The organism is Pseudomonas sp. NPDC007930 (assembly GCF_042958985.1).
Classification (GTDB): Bacteria; Pseudomonadota; Gammaproteobacteria; order Pseudomonadales; family Pseudomonadaceae; genus Aquipseudomonas.
The window spans coordinates 355865-377018 of record NZ_JBIBKC010000004.1 but is presented as its reverse complement, the minus strand read 5'-3'; the positions used below and the strand labels follow the sequence as shown (position 1 = coordinate 377018).

At 57.3% G+C, this 21154-nt stretch carries 19 protein-coding genes and 1 tRNA gene; 8 read left to right on the top strand and 12 right to left on the bottom strand.

The genetic code is table 11. From position 1 onward, the window contains the following. Positions 1–84: 84 nt before the first annotated feature. From ACFZCE_RS12190 to ACFZCE_RS12170, 5 genes are read right to left on the bottom strand one after another with little or no spacing between them, the layout of a single operon-like run. Positions 85–1986, bottom strand: coding sequence for a hypothetical protein (locus tag ACFZCE_RS12190; protein ID WP_065992381.1), 1902 nt, complete (start codon positions 1984–1986; stop codon positions 85–87). Continuing rightward, positions 1983–2324 carry a hypothetical protein gene (locus ACFZCE_RS12185; protein WP_226504912.1) on the bottom strand — a complete coding sequence of 114 codons (342 nt, stop codon included), beginning with the start codon at positions 2322–2324 and terminating at the stop codon, positions 1983–1985. The genes ACFZCE_RS12190 and ACFZCE_RS12185 overlap by 4 nt, the downstream gene beginning before the upstream one ends. Continuing rightward, positions 2308–2994 (bottom strand): hypothetical protein, encoded by a 687-nt coding sequence (locus tag ACFZCE_RS12180; RefSeq protein ID WP_227447887.1) that lies wholly within the window; start codon positions 2992–2994, stop codon positions 2308–2310. Before ACFZCE_RS12180 ends, ACFZCE_RS12185 begins: the two co-directional genes overlap by 17 nt. Further along, a complete protein-coding gene (locus ACFZCE_RS12175; protein WP_122280364.1) occupies positions 2978–6406 on the bottom strand; it encodes a site-specific integrase in 3429 nt (1142 codons plus the stop codon). Before ACFZCE_RS12175 ends, ACFZCE_RS12180 begins: the two co-directional genes overlap by 17 nt. Beyond that, positions 6403–7863, bottom strand: a complete 1461-nt coding sequence (locus ACFZCE_RS12170; RefSeq protein WP_083233253.1) for a site-specific integrase — start codon at positions 7861–7863, stop codon at positions 6403–6405. The genes ACFZCE_RS12175 and ACFZCE_RS12170 overlap by 4 nt, the downstream gene beginning before the upstream one ends. Positions 7864–8119: 256 nt before the next feature. On the opposite strand from ACFZCE_RS12170, the gene ACFZCE_RS12165 reads away from it, so the two are divergent. Both ACFZCE_RS12165 and ACFZCE_RS12160 read left to right on the top strand, forming a co-directional pair. After that, positions 8120–8377, top strand: a complete 258-nt coding sequence (locus tag ACFZCE_RS12165; RefSeq protein WP_065992385.1) for a hypothetical protein — start codon at positions 8120–8122, stop codon at positions 8375–8377. Then, entirely contained in the window at positions 8374–8757 is a 384-nt protein-coding gene (locus ACFZCE_RS12160; protein WP_147468546.1) for a hypothetical protein, read from the top strand. The genes ACFZCE_RS12165 and ACFZCE_RS12160 overlap by 4 nt, the downstream gene beginning before the upstream one ends. Here ACFZCE_RS12160 and ACFZCE_RS12155 read toward each other — a convergent pair. After that, on the bottom strand, positions 8735–8971 hold the full coding sequence (locus ACFZCE_RS12155; protein ID WP_141695260.1) for a hypothetical protein: 237 nt from the start codon (positions 8969–8971) through the stop codon (positions 8735–8737). The two genes, ACFZCE_RS12160 and ACFZCE_RS12155, sit on opposite strands and share 23 nt — an antisense overlap. Before the next feature lie 133 nt (positions 8972–9104). Here ACFZCE_RS12155 and ACFZCE_RS12150 point away from each other — a divergent pair, with 133 nt between their 5' ends. Next, positions 9105–10025 (top strand): hypothetical protein, encoded by a 921-nt coding sequence (locus ACFZCE_RS12150; protein WP_330735744.1) that lies wholly within the window; start codon positions 9105–9107, stop codon positions 10023–10025. Positions 10026–10784: 759 nt separating this feature from the next. Here ACFZCE_RS12150 and ACFZCE_RS12145 read toward each other — a convergent pair. The 3 genes from ACFZCE_RS12145 to ACFZCE_RS12135 all read right to left on the bottom strand — a co-directional run bounded on the left by ACFZCE_RS12145 (position 10785) and on the right by ACFZCE_RS12135 (position 11763). After that, positions 10785–10858, bottom strand: a tRNA-Gly gene (locus tag ACFZCE_RS12145). Positions 10859–11098: 240 nt separating this feature from the next. Next, entirely contained in the window at positions 11099–11512 is a 414-nt protein-coding gene (locus ACFZCE_RS12140; protein ID WP_390939215.1) for a PIN domain-containing protein, read from the bottom strand. Next, positions 11509–11763 (bottom strand): Arc family DNA-binding protein, encoded by a 255-nt coding sequence (locus ACFZCE_RS12135; protein WP_390939213.1) that lies wholly within the window; start codon positions 11761–11763, stop codon positions 11509–11511. The genes ACFZCE_RS12140 and ACFZCE_RS12135 overlap by 4 nt, the downstream gene beginning before the upstream one ends. A gap of 107 nt (positions 11764–11870) precedes the next feature. Between ACFZCE_RS12135 and pcaQ the strand changes: the two genes are divergently transcribed. The 4 genes from pcaQ (at position 11871) to ACFZCE_RS12115 (ending at position 14957) form a co-directional block, all read left to right on the top strand. After that, entirely contained in the window at positions 11871–12791 is a 921-nt protein-coding gene (pcaQ, locus tag ACFZCE_RS12130; protein ID WP_390939211.1) for a pca operon transcription factor PcaQ, read from the top strand. A 177-nt stretch (positions 12792–12968) separates the two neighbouring features. Then, entirely contained in the window at positions 12969–13766 is a 798-nt protein-coding gene (locus tag ACFZCE_RS12125; RefSeq protein WP_390939209.1) for an FKBP-type peptidyl-prolyl cis-trans isomerase, read from the top strand. A gap of 247 nt (positions 13767–14013) precedes the next feature. Further along, on the top strand, positions 14014–14460 hold the full coding sequence (locus ACFZCE_RS12120) for a DUF1232 domain-containing protein (RefSeq protein ID WP_390939207.1): 447 nt from the start codon (positions 14014–14016) through the stop codon (positions 14458–14460). Positions 14461–14570: 110 nt separating this feature from the next. After that, the gene (locus tag ACFZCE_RS12115) at positions 14571–14957 is read left to right on the top strand and encodes a hypothetical protein (RefSeq protein ID WP_390939205.1); all 387 of its coding nucleotides are present in this window, start codon (positions 14571–14573) and stop codon (positions 14955–14957) included. Here ACFZCE_RS12115 and ACFZCE_RS12110 read toward each other — a convergent pair. After that, a complete protein-coding gene (locus tag ACFZCE_RS12110; protein WP_390939203.1) occupies positions 14939–16681 on the bottom strand; it encodes an EAL domain-containing protein in 1743 nt (580 codons plus the stop codon). The genes ACFZCE_RS12115 and ACFZCE_RS12110 overlap by 19 nt on opposite strands. Before the next feature lie 102 nt (positions 16682–16783). Continuing rightward, complete coding sequence (locus ACFZCE_RS12105; protein ID WP_390939201.1) at positions 16784–18880, bottom strand: carboxy terminal-processing peptidase; 2097 nt, start codon at positions 18878–18880, stop codon at positions 16784–16786. 178 nt (positions 18881–19058) lie between these two features. On the opposite strand from ACFZCE_RS12105, the gene ACFZCE_RS12100 reads away from it, so the two are divergent. After that, positions 19059–20018, top strand: coding sequence for a zinc-binding dehydrogenase (locus ACFZCE_RS12100; protein ID WP_390939199.1), 960 nt, complete (start codon positions 19059–19061; stop codon positions 20016–20018). A gap of 194 nt (positions 20019–20212) precedes the next feature. On the opposite strand, the gene metR is transcribed toward ACFZCE_RS12100, so the two are convergent. Then, a complete protein-coding gene (metR, locus tag ACFZCE_RS12095; protein ID WP_390939197.1) occupies positions 20213–21133 on the bottom strand; it encodes a transcriptional regulator MetR in 921 nt (306 codons plus the stop codon). Between the last annotated feature and the right edge of the window lie 21 nt (positions 21134–21154).

Genomic DNA, 21154 nt, shown 5'->3' with positions numbered 1-21154 from the left:
GTTGAATGTAGTAAAGATTTCGGCAGGGCTAGTACTGGATTTTTGGATGACCCACAGGACAAGCCCGCGAGGGGGCTCAAGGCCCTACTCAACCAGTGGGGTCAGCCGTTGGTGAAAGATCGGTATTGTCTTCGCCGTCATAGGTTGATCATGCACATACACCTGCTTGACCTCAATTCGATAGGCTTTGAGATAATCAATCCAAGCATGCCTCGATGCCTTCGCTGCGATCAGCACGACCGATCGTGCACCTGCCTGTACGGCTGCCTCTGGAGACATGGCGAAGCCAAGTGACACATTCGCCTCGTCAACGAACTCAGGTGACAAGGTGGAGTACCTGCCTTCCGCTTCCACAAACAGCCCCTTTCCTCTGACGGAATGAATCCGGCAGATGAAAGGATCCCACTTGTTGGCATGGGCTGGCCGCACTCTGATCAGATCATGCTTTCTGAAACTTGTCTCCTGGGTTTGAAGGACTACCGGTGCTCGCACTCGACCCAGACGCTGATTGATCGTTGCGATCAGCGAGGGAGAGTCACTGACAAAAATTTCACCCTTTGACGCTTGGTGCCATTGCTCGGCCCAGTGGACATTGAACACCTGGTCTTCGCCGTTGAGCTCAAGGTTCGGCGCTGGGATCGCTGATACGGGGTGACTCGCAGCGTGCAGGGCGATGGTGGGGTAGTAGGCTTTGAGAACGTCCAGGAAATGTGCTGGTTGCTCAGCCATAGCTGGCCGGGCATCGAATAGCACCACCCGCGTGGAGGCAGGGACTCCCTGGAGGGCCACCAAGAAGTCACTGAGCGTCAGTAGATGGCAGTCGGTGATGATGACGGTGCCGTACTCAGCGAGGTCAGGTGGGAGTTCGTGGAAAGGAACTGCAACGTTCTCAGTACAGGCATCATAGATAGGCAGCATGGAGCTCGAATACACGACGAGCTGAGGAGCCGGCGCGTACAAGATCTGCAGGGTGCCGGACAGCTGGCTCGTGAACTCACAAACGCTTGGTAGAGCACGGGCACTGATCACCGACAGCCTTGAGTTGATGGCTACGATGATTTCGTCTTGGTAATTATGATGGTCATAGGATGCGATGACTTGGCTGTATCTGGAATAACTATACTGGACTTCCTGAGGCGTATAGATGGGGAAAAAACTGCTCGATAGGCGTTCGAGCTGTCTGCGCACGGCGACCTGAAGCATAGCGTGGGATTTGAGTTGGCAGTACTCCCCATCAACAATTGTCCAGCCCCGGTCGGTGCAGAGTTCGAGGGCCTTTCCGGAGGACTTGGGCAGCTCCGTCTTGTGAAAGATCGTGCGTCCCTTCGAGCCTTGATCTCTGAACCAGGTCAGTAGCTCAAGCGCCGCACGTTGGCTGGCGTCCAAACTCGTTTGTGAGGACAGGACTGATTGAATCAACTGCGATGTGCCGAACGACAAGAGGGCCTTGAGCCTGGCAAGCGGAACGGCGCATGCATCGGAACCAAACGTGTCATAGCAGGCTTCTGCGCGCGTTTGAGGAAGCCCCCAGGCCATGAGTCCTTTAACGTGCTGGAACCGTTGCTGAGACTCTTGGAACGCTACCCCTAGCAGAGTGCATTGCGGCGCTGGGAGTACTCCTTGCCAGGGTTTCAGGTCATTCTGGACGAGACTGGCTAGAAGCCTCTCGCGTTGAGCTGCGTCCAGGGAGTTGAGCAGTCGTTTTGCAGCAGGTTTGAGCTGAATATCGGCGAGGAAAAAGTTGTGTTCAATGAGCGTGACCCAGGCCGAGATGTCTAGGCCACATTCCAGAGCAGCTATCAGGTTGACTCCATGGCTACGTGCAGCGGTTCGCAGCATGTACATGCGCCCGGCAAGCAGCGGAAAATCGAATGCATCAGTGCGAAAGCGCAATGAGGCGATTCTACCGTTCCCTGAGTGGACGCAGGTGATTTGGCTGATGCCATCTAGCCGATGGATTAGCCGCTTGATGAGGTACTTCTTCATGGGCGATCGCTCAGTACGATGCCGCCTGCGTGGATCATGTTTAGCACATGACGCGCCGATCGAAGTTGTTGCTTCAGCGTCGAATTTTCCTGCTTGATCAGGGTCAATTCGGTTTGCAATCTGGAATTTTCAATATTTAGAGGCGCGCCTCCGGGAAGAGTGGCGATCGAGCTTTCCAGGAATTCATTCAGCATCGCTAGGAGTATATGCACTTCGGGGTTGCCTCGGCGGGCATAAAATATTTGTCGAGTGGCGCCAATCCTGGCTGCCAACCATGTAAGATCAATGCTGCCTTTCCTCATGGGCATAAAGGCGTCTACCTCAATCAGTTTTGCCATTTCCTCTTTCAGTCGAAGAGCGAAGCGATTCTTCAAGTTCAGCTGTGCTAAGCGATCCAAGATTAGTGTTTTTTGCATGGCGCCAGTCCAAGAAGGGTTTGCAAGTTTTTGCATCAGAGAGTGATGCGGGAACTGCTGTCATCGTTGCGCGGGTCATCAAGCGACCTTTTTCAAAATATAGGAACTGATCTTCTTTCAATATGATTTCGATTAGCTTGCAGGTCGTTTCGAAAGCGTGCAGGAAACTGTCAGTTTTAATCATGGGTATTTTTGGTTTCGATTTTTTTGATAGATCGCTCAATATATTTTCCAGAACCAGAATCCTATGTTTCGCTTCGCTAAGTTTGATTTGAAGCGTTTCTTCTGGAATCAAGGATTCTGCAAGTACTCGGGGGATCTTTGTGCAGAGTTTCACAGCATAGCTATCAAAAAGTCTCTTTTGAGGTGTATTTGATTTTCTATAAAGTGAAGGATCCACGCCAACAATGAGAGCCACATCCCTGGCCAAGTTTGAAAAATTTTTGTAGGGCGGCACATTTTTTTTGATCAATGACTCTAAAGTAGCTTTGGTCTTTGCCAAAGTTCTATTGAGTTGCTCCTGCTTCCAATCATGCTTATTTTTATCCTGAAGCGTCAGCTGGTCAGAACGATGATTATTCAATTTTTTCACGCTCCAGGGCCAGGTAAGGATTTGAAACAAGCGTAATCACCTCTTCAAAAGTGAAGTCTGAGCTTCTGAGGATGGTGGCTATCTGGCAGGCGATAAGCTGCTTCGACGTAGGATCGCTTAGTTCTAATTTTAGAAGGTCTGGGTTCTTGGCTAGCCGCTCAACCATGTAGGGGTAATTGGCCGAAGTTAAGTGCGGATAGGCTTCAGAATCAATAATTCCCGCAATAACCCGGTGGAGAGGGTTTGACATGTCTACAGCATGTCGCTTAGCACCAACGAGGTCACGGTAGCGGGAAATATACCCTGGATTTTTATTGTCCGAATCCAATACTTCATTAAGGTGATCGGCCAAATGTTTATATGATGCGATCTCGTAGCGAGCGATTGTCAGTTCGTGATGGTATGGCTCCATCTCAGCTTGTGAAATGGCTGCGTCAGCCAGCTGACTGATTTTATCCACGAGTTGAAGACTGTTGATTTGAGCCTGTCGCATCTTTACATTCATGCCTGGCAAATGATCGATGCCCCATACTGCTGCATCGCAAAGGCTACAAACTCTCGAACGTCCTGTGAACTCCACAAGTTTCTTGGGGCAGTCGCCATCACGCATGCAGATACAATGAGTGTAAAATCCCGGCAGGGCTTTGGTTGTGGCTATCAAATCTGTGCCTGATTCTTGGCTATCGATGAGATAAAATTGCTGGCTTCTGAATTTTTGATCTTTGACGAGCTGCGCCTTGTTTTCGTGCCACCCTTTAACAATGGCGCTGCCCGGCGAGCTCGGCTGATTAATCTTGCCCATCAGCGCTTCATAGGCAATGTCTGTGACGATGCTATTAGCACGGCCTATGTTCTCTAACATATCTTCGGGAGTAACCACTGTATAGTAGTCGGTTGTCACAGCAATCTGATCATTTATTTTGTGACCAGCTTGCTGAGCGGTATAGGTGACATCGAGGTGCCCGTACAATCGCATGTGAGAAATCCACGCCACCCGAAGAGAGTGTGGGACATGCACCGCCAGTTCGTTGCCAGAAGCGCTTATGGTTATGAAGCTGTGATGCGAGTCGGGACTTACAATGGAGTTATATACCTGCTCCAAGCCCCTGCAAAAATGTATCCATTCGTCAGAGTATGTCCCGTCCGAAAAAGGGAGGTCGTGGTCTCCCCAAGGACTTCTAAACAATGGGCAAATCATGCCGTATTTGTTAGGATCCCTCGGGTCATTCTCGTAATAAACAAGGCCAGGAGCTCTGGTGTAAACCTCCGTTTGAAAATATCGCTCATCGATGAGACTCTTCATGACATCGCCATCGATCACAACATCCCTCGATTTCCCAGATTTGTCTGTGTTGACATGCAGCGTGCAGAGATTGAAAGCGTCAACGTATTTTTCGTGATAAAAATTGTCGAACGTTCTGAGATCCAACCATTGGCCATTTTGTATTCTTTGGCCTCCAAATAGTCCGATAGCCAGCATCCTGAGTGTTGAAAGCCAGGGCAAGTATGCCGTAACAATGGTGGCTGCGTTGGTTGAGTGGTAATCGCCATACCACCAGTTGTAGATGTTGGGTATGATTGTAATGGGTATCTGATAGGTCTCCAGTGGACGCTTGGAACTGCGTAAAGTTACCGTGGTGCCGAGGTGGATTTTCGTGAGATCAATCCAATCGCTTGATTTGATTTCTGCAATTGTTTCAGGAGCAATGCGACCATCTAATATGGAGTTTCTGATGTTGATGCCAATGGCGTCAAGCGCGCTCATGTAGGCTTTTGCGATAATTGAAATGTCCCGAGGGAATGGCTTCTTGTCAGACTTCGATCGTCCGCCACTTCCAGTCGAATCCATGGAGCGGTTGACGGGATTGGCATACCCACCATCTACAAACCCATGAGGTGCGCCATAGGTTCTTACTAGCTCAAAGAAGAGATGCACTGAATTAACAAAGGGTTTAGTAGATTTCTCCGTGAACATCAACGTGCGAAGTTTCAATCCGGTCAGTGGCATCTCAAGGTTGCCAGAAATGTCATGATCTCGATAAATCGATTGTACGGTTTCATGGTCAATTAGATCGTCGCACCAAAATACCACTCGCTCGAAGTCAATGATGGTTTCTGGCAGCCGAAGTGTGGAAGTAGGATGCAGCTCTTTCCACATAGGTAGGTAAAAAAATATGTAGTCAAATAAGAATTTGATATGCTGGATCTGGTTGTCTATATAGCTTCTGGAGTTTTTAGGGTTGTTAGGATTGATAAGTTTGGCAACAAATATCTCCGCCATCGTTACCCACTGACGGTAGGTCTTCTCGATTTCGATGTGTGAGCGACCGGGATAGAAATCGTTTGTCACCCAATTGAAGTCAGGCTTTCGCGGAGGTAGAGATAGTAAAAGCAGGTAGTCCTCGGCGGATATCGAAGAGTGAAGCTCGTTATACAAGGCTTCGCTTTCGTCTGCGACGCGCTGCGCCTTTTCTATTCGAGCCATCTGTCTTTCTATGATTGTTCGCTCTTTTCTTTTAAGCTTAGCTGTCGGAGAAGAGCGAGCATACTCTCTGTTAATGTTTCTGATCTTGTAGCGACGAAGTTTTCGGTCGTGCGTGGGTATGTTTTGCGCTTCCTCAGGTGTCATAACATAATATTTTACATACTCATCATAATCCTTAATATTTTGAGCAATACTTTCGTTGTGGGCGCGTTTTGATATAAGGTACATTTGATATCGCTCAAGGTAGAAGCACTGTTCAGGAGACACGATTTCGCTGAACATGGCCGAGAACTTCTTGAGCCAAGGTATGAAAGAGAAGTGTTTATTTCCTTTATCAAGTTTAAGACTCACTATCTCAGGTATGGCGGCCCAGATTTCGTCAAAATTCACATCATCTTTAGATTGCCATGACGTGCGGTACTGCCACCTTCTGGAGGCTCTTTCAATGTTGTTTGAGCCCTTTGCTACCTCGAAAATAAACCCACAGGTTTGTTTTTCCAACTCTGGATTCTTTTTCCATGCAGAGCTCAACTCGAATATGAATGGCAAGGTTACTATCTTCTCTGCCCAGAGCAGGCAGAGCAGCGCCTTAAATGGAACTACTAAGCCCGTCACGTCCTCTGGTCGGTCGGGACGTATACCTGTCAGTTGGTGATACAGCGTTGACGCCGGAGGGCCACCATCACCTTCCAGCAGGGTAATTTTGAAAATATTGTTCAGATCACTCTCGGACGTCTGTCGAGCGGATCTTAATCGGCAGAACTTTACGATGGCGTGACGTTTGTGGTACTGCCTGTCGCTTGAGTATTCGTTTAGGTTCACCCGCTTGGACGTTAATGGCTCGGTCATTTTACTGAAAATCACTTTTGAAGCAGCGTGCAACTTCTCGGGCGCGATTAACCGAATTTCTTTCGATACGTTAATCATGCTGCCAAGCGTCCGCGCAGATCTTGTGCCAAGGCTTCATACGCATCCGCACGCAGGCTGTCGATACTGCTGGTTTCATTCCAGATAGCCGCCATTTGCTGCGAAGCGTGAATTTCGGCCATGAGCACCTCTTGGTCGAGCTTGGCGTAAATAATAGTGGATGCGATATTTGCGTGCCCCATTAGCACCTGAATCTCACCTAGGGTTAATCCAACTCCACGACGCCCAGGGATGTAGACAAAATTCCTGGCCCAATAGCCGTAGAAGTGACGAAGACTATGGGAAGTATATAACTTCGTAGGTGTGCTATCAGTTATTCCTGCTTTTTGTTGAGCTTTTGCGAGTGCGCGATTAATCCTGCGGTTAAGCGAGTTCGGTTTGACAGCATCGACCAATGGCTCACCATAGTTATTGCGGTTGTCTGATATAAAAAGGAACTCGCTATCTGAGGTGGGGCGTATTGCCTTGTATTCAGCCAAAGCATCATAGAAGAGGGTTTCAAAGGGTTCGAACATGTAGATTCTTGCTGTCGTCCTTCCTTTGAAGGGCAAATCTTTAGCGGAAGGGTCGCGCCAGTGGTTAGGGTCTTCTATGCGAAGGGAGCGTTCCTTCAAGTTGATTTCATCGTTTCTCATGGCCCAGGCTTCGGACTGTCGGAGACCACCGCCAGCTTGGAGCAAGGCAACTACCTTCTCTAAGGGCGGCAGATTCTCGATCAGGCTCAAAATTCGACGTGATGGAAACTCCTTTGGGGGCTTGCTTTTGGGAGCCTTTCCGCCCTCTAGGCCTCCCTGCGCGGTCTGATAGACGTCAGCAGGTTTTTCCTTGAACTCCATGAGCTTCGAACGCATCTGTTCGATCTCGATTTTGCTCCGACGTCGATCTGCCAAAGCATCGAGTTCGTTTGGGGCCTCGATCACGATTCCCGGGTTGAGGAAGTTGGCCATGGCCAATGAGTCCCTCAGGAGAGCTGCGTGAAGCCGCAGAAAATGGTTGGCGGCAGCTTTATAGGCAAGGGCCGAGACAACGCTGATTGGCGTCCGACCCAGCCGTTTAGCCACCGTCCTGACCACGAAGTCGGTGCTGTTGACTCCTTGGGTCAAAAAGATGAAGTAGGAATTGATCGTTTCGCCGAGCGCTTCCGGATCAATCTGGCCGGCGCCGATCGCTCTGGACTCATACAGGTAGTCAATGAAGCCCGCATTGCGGTAGGTGTATTGCTCATTTCTCGCCCGTGAGCTTTTCGTTCCCAGCTGTCTGTGGATGCCTCGGGAGTAGGCGTTAAATGAGGGCACCGGTTGCCCGGTTGCCGTTTCGTAGAGGCGCGGCGGCTCGGTATGCACCAGAAGGACATTTTTCAAGTTGCCTTTGCGAGTGCATTGCTGATCAACCCGTTCAACCTTTCGACCTGATCCAATCGCCGCTTGGTCACGTTCGGTTAAAGTCGGCTTAATCATATATTGACTCGCTATAATTCATGTGATATACAATTGGTATAGCTCATAGGTCTAATCTTTTTTGCGTTTATCAATTGAAATAAACTATTGGTAACATTATTATAATAGTTTATTTACATTGATGACGTCATTGTGGGCTTTCAATGACCGCACTCGGCTGAATGTGTTTTCCTCTTCGTTTAACTTCAGCGTCCGGGGCGACTCCCGTTGGTTTATACGTGACATGAGGCGGCCTGCGCTCGTGCCTAGAGAGTGTGTGACGGTTCATGTGCCGTTCGATGGCCGTGAGCTTTTCTTCTTTTGCCAATCGAAGCAGTGGTCGACCCACCTTCCGCGCGCCAAAGTGGCTGGCAGTGAGCTGATCCTTGAGTTCCAGTATCCTTCAGATTCTCCGCGTGAGACACGTCCGGAGATTGACCGGTTGCTGATGGATATTGAGCAATACCCCGGATGGCAGGAATACCAGATCAACGCGCACAATGCGTCGCTCATCATCTGGCCGCGCAGGTGGTGAACGATCGCAAGAAGCGTTTGCTGGCCAAGTCTCAGCGCACGGCAGACCTGGGTATCCCTGTTCGACAGTGTTCAGATGCACCGAAAACCTACGCTGTACCCACCGCTCGCCGCGAGTCCGTACCCACCCTGCAACCGGCTACATCCCAGCCTTTCGAGTCGGAACCTACCTGGGCGATGGATCAGTACGAGCGCGTGCTGAAAATCATGCAGGACATGGCATTGGTCGTGGAGCGCAGTCCTGCCGCTTTCAAGTCCATGGACGAGGAGGCGTTACGGCAACATTTCCTGGTACAGCTCAACGCCCAGTTTGAGGGCAAAGCCTCAGGCGAGACTTTCAACATGAGCGGTAAGACCGTCATCCTGCTGCGCGAGGGGTGATAGCAACGTTTTCATCGCCGAGTGCAAGTTCTGGAAGGGGCCCAAGGCCTTCGGAGAGGCCATCGATCAGTTGCTCGGCTTCACGACCTGGCGAGATAGCAAGACGGCGATTTTGGTCTTCAACAAGGGCGTTGATACCAGCAAGGTGCTGGCTGGCATCGATGCTACTGTCCAGGCGCGTGCGAGCTTCAAGCGCAAAGAGGCGTACCGGCACGAAAGTGGCTTCCGCTAGTCTTCCACCAGCCGGACGACTCGAATCGCGAGCTAATCATCACCGTACCCGTGTTTCACGTACCATCCTGACCAGCCACCCTGACCGACCCTCTCTGAGAAGCGATTTCGACGCAATGAAAGCAGTGCAGTGGACAGTGTTTATCGACATGCTGGGCTTCAAGAAGCTGAACACGGTGGTCACCACCGACCAGCAGGCGCAAGACCTATTGGAGTTTATGATCAGCAATCGGGATGTTTTGACCGGTCATGAGCAGGCGCTCGCTGAGGGGTACAGGATGACTGGCGGACACAACCCCTACGATTGGTATGACGTCAAAAGTACCTGCATCTCTGACTCGGTGGTCGTGACGTTCAAGCCGAAAGAAATGGAGGAAGAGACGGATGCTGATCAGGTGCTAACGCACTCTGCCAACGCCCTGATGCTACTCATTTTTCGGTTGTGCATGCTGATGCACAAATGTCTGCTGGAACAAAAAATCACCTTCCGAGGCGGCATCTCTACTCAATTTTGCGACATTCGCGACAGCTTTGCTGTGGGCGCAGGCCTTAGCGCCGCGAGTGAGACTGAAGGCAAGGCTAAGTTTGCTCGCATTGCCTTGGCAGACGATGTAGTCCAAAACGAGGCGCTAATGGGTAGAGTTCGGCAGCTCTTCAGCCGAATGTATGGTGATTCAGAGTTCTTGGTGGCGGAAAACGGTATCACCTGGGTGAATTCGCTCGACTTGATGCTGGCGGGTCAAGATCTAAGGTCACCCGCTGTTAGCAGGGCGATGTTCCACCCTGCGACCCGCCCATCTGTCCTAGCGACGCGTATGCAGTGCGCACAATACCTCAAGGCTCAGCAAATCTTCGTTGTCGAGTCGATTCGGGAATATTGGGCTGCTTACCGTGAGCATTATGAAGATAACGACCTCAAGAGGGTCAATAGGGGAATCCTCAGAAAATACTTCTGGCTACGGCACTATCACAATGAAACCGTCAAAAATCGGCGCTTGGTAGCGTTTTTCATAGGTTCTCAACGATCACTCAGATGACCGGCTGACTTTCATTCAAGCGTTGATTAGCTGTAGCTCCGACTGCTGGCTCAGCTGATGTTTCAGGTAGTCGGCCAAGGCCATGACACGCTCTGGCAGGTACTTCGTTGAAGGGAAGACCACGAAGAACTCGAAGCTTTCGGTGGGGCAGTCCTCAAGGATTGTAACCATTACTCCGCTTTCCAGCGCCTACTGACCGTAGCAGCTCGGCCCCTGGATAGCGCTCAAGCCTCTCTATGCAGCAGCAACAAGGGCTATGTCATCGTCACTGGCGAACTTCTGTCGTGGATTGACGACTTTGTGGGTGACGTCTTGCTCGTAGTGCCAGCGCCTCTCTTGCAGAGGCAGGAATTTTGGCTTGCAGATCATCGGGCGTAGCGATCTGGCCAAGTGCGTGTCGCAGGGCAGGGGTATCAGGGGAGGGGCAGCGGAATGTCACTTAGCTTTCGGGTCATCAGCGCAGAGTTCAACTGGCCTTAAGCAATGTATGGCGGGCCCTTTTCGATTCAACACCATCCAATTGTCTGGAAAGTCGACTTCTCGTGGAGAGGCTGGGCTTATCGCTGCGTGCGGGTTGAGCTAACTCAGAAGTTCAGGCGGCGGCTCGTAGCGTTGTGCGGTATCGAATGGGCATGGGTAACTAGTCATCACGTTTGTGAGTGAGGTCGTTTCGGGATTTGTGGTTGGGGGTAAGGGGGGGCTTTCGGGGGATTCAGAGTACGAGGCAGAAAGCCTGAACGTGCCCTAGATCACGGAATGTGGAGCGGGTAGAGGGAATCGAACCCTCACCGATTGCTTGGGAAGCAATAGTTGTACCATTCAACTATACCCGCATGTCTTGCTAGTGAAGCTCGCTCACAAAAGCGGTTGTCCAGTAAGAACCCTCAACTAAAGCTTGGGAAGCTTTCGTTTTACCACTAAACTATACCCGCTCTGAGGGGGCACTTTTTACCAGAACATCAGGGCGTTGGGAAGCGTTAAGTGCATCCTTGAGGTGTTTTGCTCACCAGGCGTGCCCTTGCGTGCCGCGGCCCCTCATCGGGGCACAGCGCCCTCCGCCAGGGCTTGGCGCTTCAGCCCCAAGGGTTGATGACCCTCACACCCCCGGCCTCGTACGGCGCGCAATCACGCGTCGCAACCATAAAGCCTTGTGCTGTGGCGATGGCCGCAATGTAGCCATCCGGTGTTGGAAACCCCCTGCCAGCCCGGCGCGCGGCAATGGCCAAGCGTGCATGGTGTTTCGCCGCCTCGGTATCGAATGGCAGCACCCTGTTGCCAAACAGCTTGAGCAATTCATCGAGCGAAGCGCTTAGCCGGTCTTTGCGTTTGCCTTCTGGCAGGTTCGCCACCCCAAACATCAGTTCGGCAATGGTGACGCTGGTGATGAACAGTGTCTCGGCCAACTGCTCGTTCAGCCAGGTGATGACGCCAGCGTTGGGGGTTGGCCGCATTGCTTCGGAGAGCACATTGGTGTCGAGAACAATCATTCAAACCCCATCGGCTCGGCGGGGGTGCGATCCCGATTGGCTTCAAGGGCGTCTATGTCCCGATCCGTGAGCCTAGCGGAGCGGCCGATGGCCATCAGCGCATCGCCCATGCGGGGCCGCGCGGGAGGTTTCACCGCGTTGGCCAGGATGTCTCTGATTTCGGCTTCGGTGCTCCGCCCATGCTCGGCAGCGCGCATTCTTAAGGCGCGGTGCACGTCGTCTGGAACGTTTCTGACGGTTAAGACTGGCATGTTGTAACCCTCTGCTAGCGTTGACAGCAATTCTATGGCGTTGCTGTCATTTCAGCAATGCCACAATCCCTGCCTCCATCCCCCCACCTGCGGTATCCTCCACCTCCATGAACCTCGATTCCCGCATTAAATTCCGCCACCTGCTGTGCTTTCTGGAAATCGCCCGCCAGGGCAGTTTCGCGCGCGCGGCAGACGTGATGGCGATCACCCAGCCGGCGATCTCGAAAACCCTCAAGGAGCTGGAAACCTTGCTAGGCACGCGCTTGTTCGAGCGCGACAAGGCCGGGGTTGAACTCACCGCCGCTGGCGTGCGTTTTTTGCGCTACGCCGGGCCCTGTGTGCAGGCCCTGCGTGAAGGCGTGAGCACCTTGCGCAATGAGCAGCACCAGCCGCCGCAGGTGCGGGTGGGGGTGTTGTCCACCGTTGAGAGCCAGTTGATGCCCGAGGTGCTGCGCCGCCTGCATGGCCGCCACAGCGCGCTGGTGGTCAGCGTGGCGACCGGGCCGGGCACCTACCTGCTGGGGCAGTTGCACGTGGGCGACCTCGACCTGGTGATCGGCCGCATCACCGACAGCCCTCAAGTGCAGGGCTTGCAGTTCGAGCACCTGTACAGCGAAGCCATGGCGCTGATCGTGCGCCCCGGCCACCCGCTGCTGGCGCGCCCCCAGGCGGCCGCGGTGAGCGGCTACCCGCTGGTGCTGCCGTTGGCCGGCACCACCATTCGCCAGCACGCCGACAGCCTGTTCGTGCAGTGCGGCATCACGCCTTCGGCGCAACGGCTTGAAACACTCTCGCCGACCCTGAGCCGGCGCTACGTGCTGGCCAGCGATGCAATCTGGGTTGCCCCGCGCGATGCGGTCGGCCTCGACCTGGCCAACCATGAGCTTGCCGAGCTCGACCTTGGCGTGCGCGAGCCGGGTGGCTCGGTGGGCCTCTGCGCCAATGCGGCGATCCCGTTACCGCTGCCGGCGCAGTGGCTGTGCGAGGTGGTGCGCGAGGTCGCCGCCGAGTACCGGAAACAGCCTTGACCCTTTTCTGACATAGCTGAACGTCAGTTGAACCAACCCCGCGCAAACCCGTTGAGTTACTTGAACTTATGCGCCCAAAGCTGCTCCTATGCCGGTAGCCATCGGTCGGGGCTGCCTGCTAAGCTCGCCGCTTTCATCCCGACTGCCCACTCATGGCGCATCATTGAAGGAAACAGCATGAAACAGCATCGATTGGCGGCGGCTATCGCCCTCGTTGGTTTGGTCCTCGCCGGTTGCGACAAGCAAACGAGCAGCGTCGAGCTGAAGACCCCGTCGCAAAAAGCCTCCTACGGTATCGGCCTGAACATGGGCAAGAGCCTGGCCCAGGAAGGCATGGACGACCTCGATTCGAAAGCCGTCGCGCTGGGCATCGAAGACGCCGTTGGCAAGAAAGAACAGAAAATCAAGGACGAAGACCTGGTTCAGGCCTTCGCCGACCTGCAAAAGCGCGCTGAAGAGCGCATGGCCAAGAAGAGCGAGGAAGCCCTCGCCGCTGGCAAGAAATTCCTCGAGGAAAACGCCAAGAAAGACGGCGTGAAAACCACCGCTTCCGGCCTGCAATACCAGGTCGAGAAAGAAGGCAGCGGCGCCCAGCCGAAGCCGACCGACGTGGTCACCGTGCACTACACCGGCAAGCTCATCGACGGCACCACCTTCGACAGCTCGGTCGACCGTGGCAGCCCGATCGACCTGCCAGTCAGTGGCGTGATCCCGGGTTGGGTCGAGGGCCTGCAACTGATGCACGTGGGCGAGAAGGTCAAGCTGTTCATCCCGAGCGACCTGGCCTACGGCGCGCAAAGCCCAAGCCCGGCGATCCCGGCCAACTCGGTGCTGGTGTTCGAGCTTGAACTGCTCGCCATCAAGGACCCGGCCCAGGCCGGTGCTGGCGCCGCCGCTGCCCAGGACGACGAAGACGACACCGACGCCGCCGCCCCGGCTGACGAGCAACCTGCCGAGAAACCGGCCAAGAAGTAACCGAGCGAACGCTCTGCAACGCCCCGCATCGCGGGGCGTTGTCGTTTATGGGTCGACATCGGCGCTGAGCTGTTCCATCCTCTGGGCTGTCTACCGTGCGCGCGGCCCGTGGATTGGCTGAAAAACGCGCGATTTGAGAACGCCCCTTGGCAGGCGGGCCCTTGGGCGAAAAAGCGTGCCGCTGTTCACATGGTTATCCACAAATATTGTGGATAACGTTCCCCTCGCATTGCACTCCGGAGGCCTTATGAACATTCCTTTCGGTTTTGGCCGGTTCTTGCCCTTGGCCGAACGGCTGATCAAACGCGGCCGTTTGCCCGCCCTGTTGCTGGCCGCCTCGCACAAACTGCGCAGCCGCGGCACTGCCGGCCTGCGTGAAGACGCCGGGCTGCTGATGGCGCTGTGCGCCGCGTACTGGCGTGGCGAGTACCGTGCCATCAGCCCCAAGGCGATGCTCTCGGTGGTGGCGGGGCTGTTGTATTTCGTCAGCCCCATCGACGTGATCCCAGACTGGATTCTCGGCGTGGGCATGCTCGACGACATCGCCGTGCTGGGTTGGGTGGTACGTACCCTGGCGGGCGAACTGGCGGCGTTCAAGGCCTGGCGTGACGCGCAAAGCCCAGAGAAGCTGCGCGCCGTGGAGCGAGTGCCGGAAGGCGAGGCCGCGCTCGAAGGTGAATACCTCGGCCGCTGAGCTGGCCCTATGCCTTTACGTTATCGCCCTAGAGTGGCCGGAGTTCGCCTGGAAGTTGTGTACATGGATATTCATGCCGAGGGCCTGAGCCCGTTCAAGGAGGGTCGCTCATGAGTGTGCGGATCAGCCGCCAGCACTGGAACAACCTGATCACTGAACTCGACGTCGCTCGCCGCCAGCGACACCTGGTGACCTACCGCGCCCTGCTCGAGCGCCTGCAGCTACCGAGCCCGGCGATGCAAACCCTCACCGCTGCCCTTGAATACCTGGCAGCTCTAGACGCCCGCGCCGAGCAACCGCTGCGCAGCTCGCTGGTGATCAGCCAGGGCGCCAGCCGCCTGCCGCGTACCGGGTTTTTCGAATGCGTCGAGCGCCTGGGGCGCTTCTCCGGGCCGGTCGATGGCACGGCGGCGGCCTCCTGGCATGCCTCTGAGGTGGTGCGGGTGTTCGAATACAGCTACCCCGAAGCTGAGCAGCGTCAGGCTTCCAACACGTAGATGCACGAGCCGGAAACGTCCTTGGCGTGGTGCTTGGCCTCGGAGGCCAGCTCGGCCAGGCGCTCGGCGTCCAGGCCGGCGCAGGCCTCGGGGGCCAGGTGCACCACCCCCACCGACAACGACAGCAGCGGGAATTCCTGGCGCTGGCCCTGGCGGTTGTGGGAAACAAAACAGCCCGCTTGCAGGTGCTCAGGGCGGTAGAAGCGCTTGCACTGGGCCTGGAAGTCCTCAAGCAGCCGCTCCAGGCGGGTGTTCCAGTCCGCCGAGCCGAGCACCAGCATGAAGTCGTCCCCGCCAATGTGCCCGACAAAGTCCCGCGCCGGGTCGATGCGGTCGTTCAGGCACTGCGCCAGGCACAGCAGGATTTCGTCCCCGCGGCCGTAGCCATAGAGGTCGTTGAACGGCTTGAAGCTGTCGACATCGACGTAGCAGATGGCCGCCTCGCGGCGTTGCTGCAGCATGCGCTCCAGGCATTGCTGGATCGGCACGTTGCCGGGCAGCAGGGTCAGCGGGTTGGCGTAGCGCGCTTGCTGGATTTTCAGCTCGGTGATCAGCTTGAGCACGTCGATCACCCGCCCCAGGCCTTTGTACACGCCGCCCTCGGTGACGATGAAGTCTTCTTCGATGCGCTGCCGCGCGCGGCTGGTGAGCAGCCGGCTGACCTGCTGCAGCGACTGGCCGATTTCCACCGCGAGGTAGTCGTCGGTCATCAGGCGGCTGATCGGCTTGCGCGCGAACAGGTCAGTGGCGAACGGCTTGAGCAGCGCATCTGACAACGAATGCCGGTGCACGATGCCGCACGGCTGGTGCTGGGCGTCGATCACCGCCACCGAGTTGAGGTTGGCCTGGCGGCGGAACATCTCCAGCACCTGCGCGGTGGGCAGGTCGCTGGCCACCGCGGGTTGTTCGATCAGCAGGTCGCCGAGGTCGTTGCCTTCTTCGCCGAGCGCCGGCGAGGTGTCGAGCTTGGGCAGCAAGGCGCGGGCATCGCGGGGTGGGTGTTCTTGCGGGCGGGCGAGCAGGTAGCCCTGGATCAGGTCGACGCCCATTTCGCTGAGCACCGCCAGTTCCTCGATTTGCTCGATACCCTCGGCCACCACCTGGGCCCGGGACGTACGGGCAATCTGCAAAATGGAGCCGACGAACTCGCGCTTGACCGCATCCTGGTGGATGTTCTCGATGAAGTGGCGGTCGATCTTCACGTAGTCGGGGCGCAGCTCCGACCACAGGCGCAGGCTCGAATAGCCCGCGCCGAGGTCGTCGAGGGCAATGGTGAAGCCCATGGCGCGGTAGTGGTGCAGCGCGGTGGAGAGCAGTTGGAAGTCGTCGGTGGGGGTTTGTTCGGTGAGCTCGATCACCACCTGGGCCGGGGTCAGGCCAAAACGCTGCAGCAGTTGCAGGGTCAGCCCCGAGGGGTGGATGGGTTCGAGCAGCGACTCGGGAGACACGTTCAGGAACAGCTTGCCTTCGAGGCGCTGGCCACTGAACTGCTTGCAGGCGCTTTGCCGGCAGGCCACTTCCAGCTCACTGAGGCGGCCGGTCTGGCGGGCCACGGTGAACAGGTTGATCGGCGAATGCAGCGGGCTGTTCGACGGCCCGCGCGACAACGCCTCGTAACCCAGGATGCGCCGCTCGGACAACGACACGATCGGTTGGAACAGGCTGTGGATGCCATTGCCGTTGATGATGGCCGTCAGGGCACTCAGCTGTTCGGTAATCGTCATGCGCAGCGTTCTCCCACCGCAAAAAAAAGGCCGGCCTTGGCGGCCGGCCCTCATTTCACGACAGTTCGATGACAGCTTTATTACTAAAGTGCCACTATCCGATCAATGCTTCGCCACTTGCGTATTGAGCCGCAAGTAGTCGAGCAGGATGTGCCCAGTCTCGCTGAGGTAGGCGTCGTTTTCCGGCTTGCTGTCGTCCGGGGTCGCGCCCATTGGGTCTTCTTCCTCTTTTTTCAGCTCTTTGAGCGGCTCTTCACCCTTGGCCTTGCGCCGCACGTTCTCCAGCGCCAGCTGCTGCTGCTCGATGGCGGTGTGCTGCGCGCGCCGCTCGGCTTCGTTGAGGCTGACGGTTTTTTCATCGTTGAGCTTCTGCGCCAGGGCCAGGCGGTCGCGGATGTAGGTGAACTCGGCATCCTTGGCGCTGCGCTGGTCATGCAACTGCTTGAGCTGGGCGATGAACGGCTTGAACGGGTCCGCCTCGGGTTTGACCGCCGGGCGGATGGTGTCCCACGGCATGGCCTCGGGCAGGGCGCTCTCGCCGATTTCCTTGGTGTCGATGATCGACGGGTAGGAAATGTCTGGCAGTACGCCCTGGTGCTGGGTGCTCTGGCCAGACACCCGGTAGAACTTGGCCAGGGTGAGCTTCAGCTCGCCGTGATTCAGCGGCTGGATGGTCTGCACGGTGCCCTTGCCGAAGGTCTGGCCGCCGATGATCAGCGCGCGGTGGTAGTCCTGCATGGCGCCGGCGAAAATCTCCGAGGCCGAGGCCGAGAGGCGGTTGACCAGCAAGGCCATCGGGCCCTTGTAGAAGGCGCCGGGGTTTTCGTCTTCGAGCACATCGACCCGGCCATCGCTGTTGCGCACCAGCACGGTGGGGCCTTTTTCGATGAACAGGCTGGTCAGCTCGGTGGCTTCTTGCAGCGAACCACCGCCGTTGTTGCGCAAGTCGATGACCACGCCGTCGACTTTCTCCTGCTGCAGCTCGCCGAGCAGTTTCTTCACGTCGCGGGTGGTGCTCTTGTAGTTCGGGTCGCCGGCGCGGAAGGCTTTGAAGTCGAGGTAGAACGCCGGGATTTCGATCACGCCGAGCTTGTAGTCGTGGCCGTCCTGGTTGATGTGCAGCACGGATTTCTTCGCCGCCTGCTCCTCGAGCTTGACCGCCTCGCGGGTGATCGACACGATCTTGCTGGTCTGGTCGTTCGGCGCATTGGTGTGCGGGATGACTTCCAGGCGCACCACCGAGCCTTTCGGCCCGCGGATCAACTTGACCACCTCGTCGAGGCGCCAGCCGACCACGTCGACCATCTCTTTATCGCCCTGGGCCACGCCGATGATCTTGTCGCTCGGCGCCACCTGCTTGGTTTTTTCCGCCGGGCCCGCCGGTACCAGGCGCACGATCTTGACCTGGTCGTTGTCGTTCTGCAGCACCGCGCCGATGCCTTCGAGCGACAGGCTCATGTTGATGTCGAAGTTTTCCGCGCTGTCAGGCGACAGGTAGTTGGTGTGCGGGTCGTAGGACTGCGCGAAGGTGTTGATGTACGCCGAGAAGATGTCTTCGGCGCGGGTCTGGTCGAGGCGCGCCAGCTGGTTTTTGTAGCGCTTGGTCAGGGTGTCCTGGATCTGCCCGTTGTCCTTGCCGGCGATCTTCATGCGCAGCACTTCGTCCATCAGGCGTTTGTGCCAGAGGGCGTCGAGGTCGGCCTTGGAGGTGATCCACGGGGCATCCTTGCGGTCGATGACCAGGGTGTCGTGGGTGGTGAAGTCGAGCTTGTCGACGCCCTGGCCGAGTACGCCCAGGGTGTAGTCGATACGGTCCTTGACCCGGTCGAGGTAACGTTTGTAGATCACGAAACCAGGGTCGAGGTTACCGCTTTTGAGGAAGTCGTCGAACTGCGTCTTCCATTTGTCGAATTCGCCGATGTCGCTGGCCAGGAAGTAGCTGCGGGCCGGGTCGAGCAGCTTGATGTAGCTGTCGTAGATGATGGCCGAGCGGGCATCGTCCAGCGGCGGCTTGCTGTAATGGTGCCGCTTGAGCAGCTCCACCACGTTGAGGCTGGCGATCACTTCGTCGCGGTCGGGCTGCAGGCCGTCCCAGCTGTTGGCGGCGAAGGACGGGGCGGCCATGGGCAGCAGGGCCAGGCCCAGTGCGAGGGCCAGGGCGGTACGCGGCACTACGTTGCGCGATAGAAAATGCTTCATGCTCATTCGACGTGGGGGCAATTGATAACGCATATTAGGCCGTCTTGAAGAAGACCGAGTTCCATGCTGGCAACCAGATGACGGTGTTTTCATCTGGCCGCGCCGCAATCCGGTCGCATAATGCAAAAGCCCCGCGCCAGGGCACGGGGCTCACTCTTGGTTCAACTATGGAGGTAGCGTGAAGGCATTGCAAGGCGTTGAAGGTCATGTCGAGTGGCTTGACCACCCAGAGCCGGCCTGTGACGTAGGCCAGGTACGCATCCAAGTGGCCGCCGCGGGGCTGAACCGCGCCGACCTGCTGCAGCGCGCCGGCCTGTACCCGCCGCCGCCCGGCGCCAGCGAAGTGCTGGGGCTGGAATGCGCCGGGGTGATCAGCGAAGTGGGCGCCGGCTCGCCGTGGAAAGTCGGCGACCGGGTGTGCACGCTGGTGGCGGGCGGCGCCATGGCCGAGCAGGTGGTGGTCGATGCTCGCCACGTGCTGCCGGTGCCCGAGGGCCTGAGCCTGGTGCAGGCCGCGGGGGTCGTTGAGGTGTACACCACCGCCTGGCTGAACCTGTTCCAACTGGCGGCGCTGCGCCCGGGCGAGAAGGTGCTGCTGCACGCCGGCGCCAGTGGCGTGGGCTCGGCGGCCATTCAGCTGTGCAAGGCGTTTGGCAACCCGGTGTGGGTCAGCGTGGGCTCGGCCGAGCGCCTGGCCTACTGCGAAGGCCTCGGCGCCCAGGGCGGTGTGGTGCGCGGCGACGGCCTCGGCGGGCTGAACGATTTCGGCCCGTTCGACGTGATCCTCGACCCGGTCGGGGCGAAGTACGCCGAACTTAACCTCAAGGTGATCGCCCGCGATGGCCGCTGGGTATTGATCGGCCTGATGGGCGGCAAGGACGCCGCGATCGACCTGGCCCAGGTGCTGGCCAAGCGCGTGCAGTTGATCGGCTCGGCGCTGCGTACCCGCAGCGACCTGTTCAAGGCCGAGCTGCTGGCCGACCTCGGCCAACAGGTGTGGCCGCTGTTCGCCGAGGGCCGGCTGGACGCGCGCATCGAGCGCACCTTCCCGATCGCCGATGCCGAGGAGGCGTTCAACGAGTTGGCGTTGAACCAGATCAACGGCAAGATCGTGCTGGTGGTGAACGAGGGGGTGTAGGTTTGGTTTCAGGGCCCTTCGCCCGGCACAGCCGGAGTGCCGGACCACGGCCTCCCACGGGTTCTGTGTTGCCTCGTAAATAAAGTACTTACACAGAACTGGTGGGAGGCCGGCTGTGCCGGGCGATGGGCCCTGAAGCTCATGCACAAAATCAGCAGAGCGCACAGATTGATCCGCTCCATGGGCCGCTGGCCTCACCCCCGCACAGCACTCACCCCTTCCAGGGTGGCGAACGAGGTGTCTTTCGCCGTGAGCAGGAAATCGCGCATGAACGGCGCCTCGAGCATGTCGCTGCGCACGGCCGCGTAGAGGGTGGCGAACAGGCCTTTTTCGCCCAGCCGCTTGCCCTTGACGTAGCCCCGGGCGCTGTATTCGTGCAGTGCCCAGTGCGGCATGCCGCACACGCCACGGCCGCTGGCCACCAGTTGCATCATCATGACCGTCAGCTCCGCGGTGCGCACCGCGGCGGGCTCGGTTTCGGCCGGTTCGAGGAAGCGGGTGAAGATGTCCAGGCGGTCGCGCTCCACCGGGTAGGTGATCAACGTTTGGTCGCGCAGGTCGTCGGGCACGATGTAGGGCTTGCTCGCCAGCGGGTGCTGGTTGGCCACCGCCAGCATCGCCTCGTAGTTGAACAGCGGCACGTAGGTAATGCCTGGCAGTTCCAGTGGGTCGGAGGTGACCACCAAGTCAAGGTCGCCACGGGCCAGCGCCGGCAGCGGCGCGAAGGCGAAGCCGGAGGCGAGGTCCAGCTCTACCTCGGGCCAGGCGTCGCGGAACTGGTCAATGGTTGGCATCAACCACTGGAAGCAACTGTGGCACTCGATCGCCATGTGCAAGCGCCCGGCGGTACCGCCGGCCAGGCGCGCCAGGTCGCGTTCGGCGCCGCGCATCAACGGCAGGGTGGCGTCGGCCAGTTGCAGCAGGCGCAGCCCGGCGCTGGTGAAGCGCACCGGCTTGGTTTTGCGGATGAACAACGGCAGGCCCAGGCGCTCTTCGAGCTCCTTGAACTGGTGCGACAACGCCGATTGGGTGAGGTGCAGGCGCTCGGCGGCCTCGACCAGGCTGTCGGCTTCGCGCAGGGCGTGCAGGGTTTTCAGGTGGCGGATTTCCAGCACGGCGTGCTCCATGAATGGAAT

Bases quoted from the DNA above. Each gene is read 5' to 3' on its own strand.
- ACFZCE_RS12190 (WP_065992381.1), bottom strand. From the start codon at position 1,986: ATGAAGAAGTACCTCATCAAGCGGCTAATCCATCGGCTAGATGGCATC.
- ACFZCE_RS12185 (WP_226504912.1), bottom strand. From the start codon at position 2,324: ATGGCAAAACTGATTGAGGTAGACGCCTTTATGCCCATGAGGAAAGGC.
- ACFZCE_RS12175 (WP_122280364.1), bottom strand. From the start codon at position 6,406: ATGATTAACGTATCGAAAGAAATTCGGTTAATCGCGCCCGAGAAGTTG.
- ACFZCE_RS12170 (WP_083233253.1), bottom strand. From the start codon at position 7,863: ATGATTAAGCCGACTTTAACCGAACGTGACCAAGCGGCGATTGGATCA.
- ACFZCE_RS12150 (WP_330735744.1), top strand. From the start codon at position 9,105: ATGAAAGCAGTGCAGTGGACAGTGTTTATCGACATGCTGGGCTTCAAG.
- ACFZCE_RS12140 (WP_390939215.1), bottom strand. From the start codon at position 11,512: ATGATTGTTCTCGACACCAATGTGCTCTCCGAAGCAATGCGGCCAACC.
- ACFZCE_RS12135 (WP_390939213.1), bottom strand. From the start codon at position 11,763: ATGCCAGTCTTAACCGTCAGAAACGTTCCAGACGACGTGCACCGCGCC.
- pcaQ (WP_390939211.1), top strand. From the start codon at position 11,871: ATGAACCTCGATTCCCGCATTAAATTCCGCCACCTGCTGTGCTTTCTG.
- ACFZCE_RS12125 (WP_390939209.1), top strand. From the start codon at position 12,969: ATGAAACAGCATCGATTGGCGGCGGCTATCGCCCTCGTTGGTTTGGTC.
- ACFZCE_RS12120 (WP_390939207.1), top strand. From the start codon at position 14,014: ATGAACATTCCTTTCGGTTTTGGCCGGTTCTTGCCCTTGGCCGAACGG.
- ACFZCE_RS12115 (WP_390939205.1), top strand. From the start codon at position 14,571: ATGAGTGTGCGGATCAGCCGCCAGCACTGGAACAACCTGATCACTGAA.
- ACFZCE_RS12110 (WP_390939203.1), bottom strand. From the start codon at position 16,681: ATGACGATTACCGAACAGCTGAGTGCCCTGACGGCCATCATCAACGGC.
- ACFZCE_RS12105 (WP_390939201.1), bottom strand. From the start codon at position 18,880: ATGAAGCATTTTCTATCGCGCAACGTAGTGCCGCGTACCGCCCTGGCC.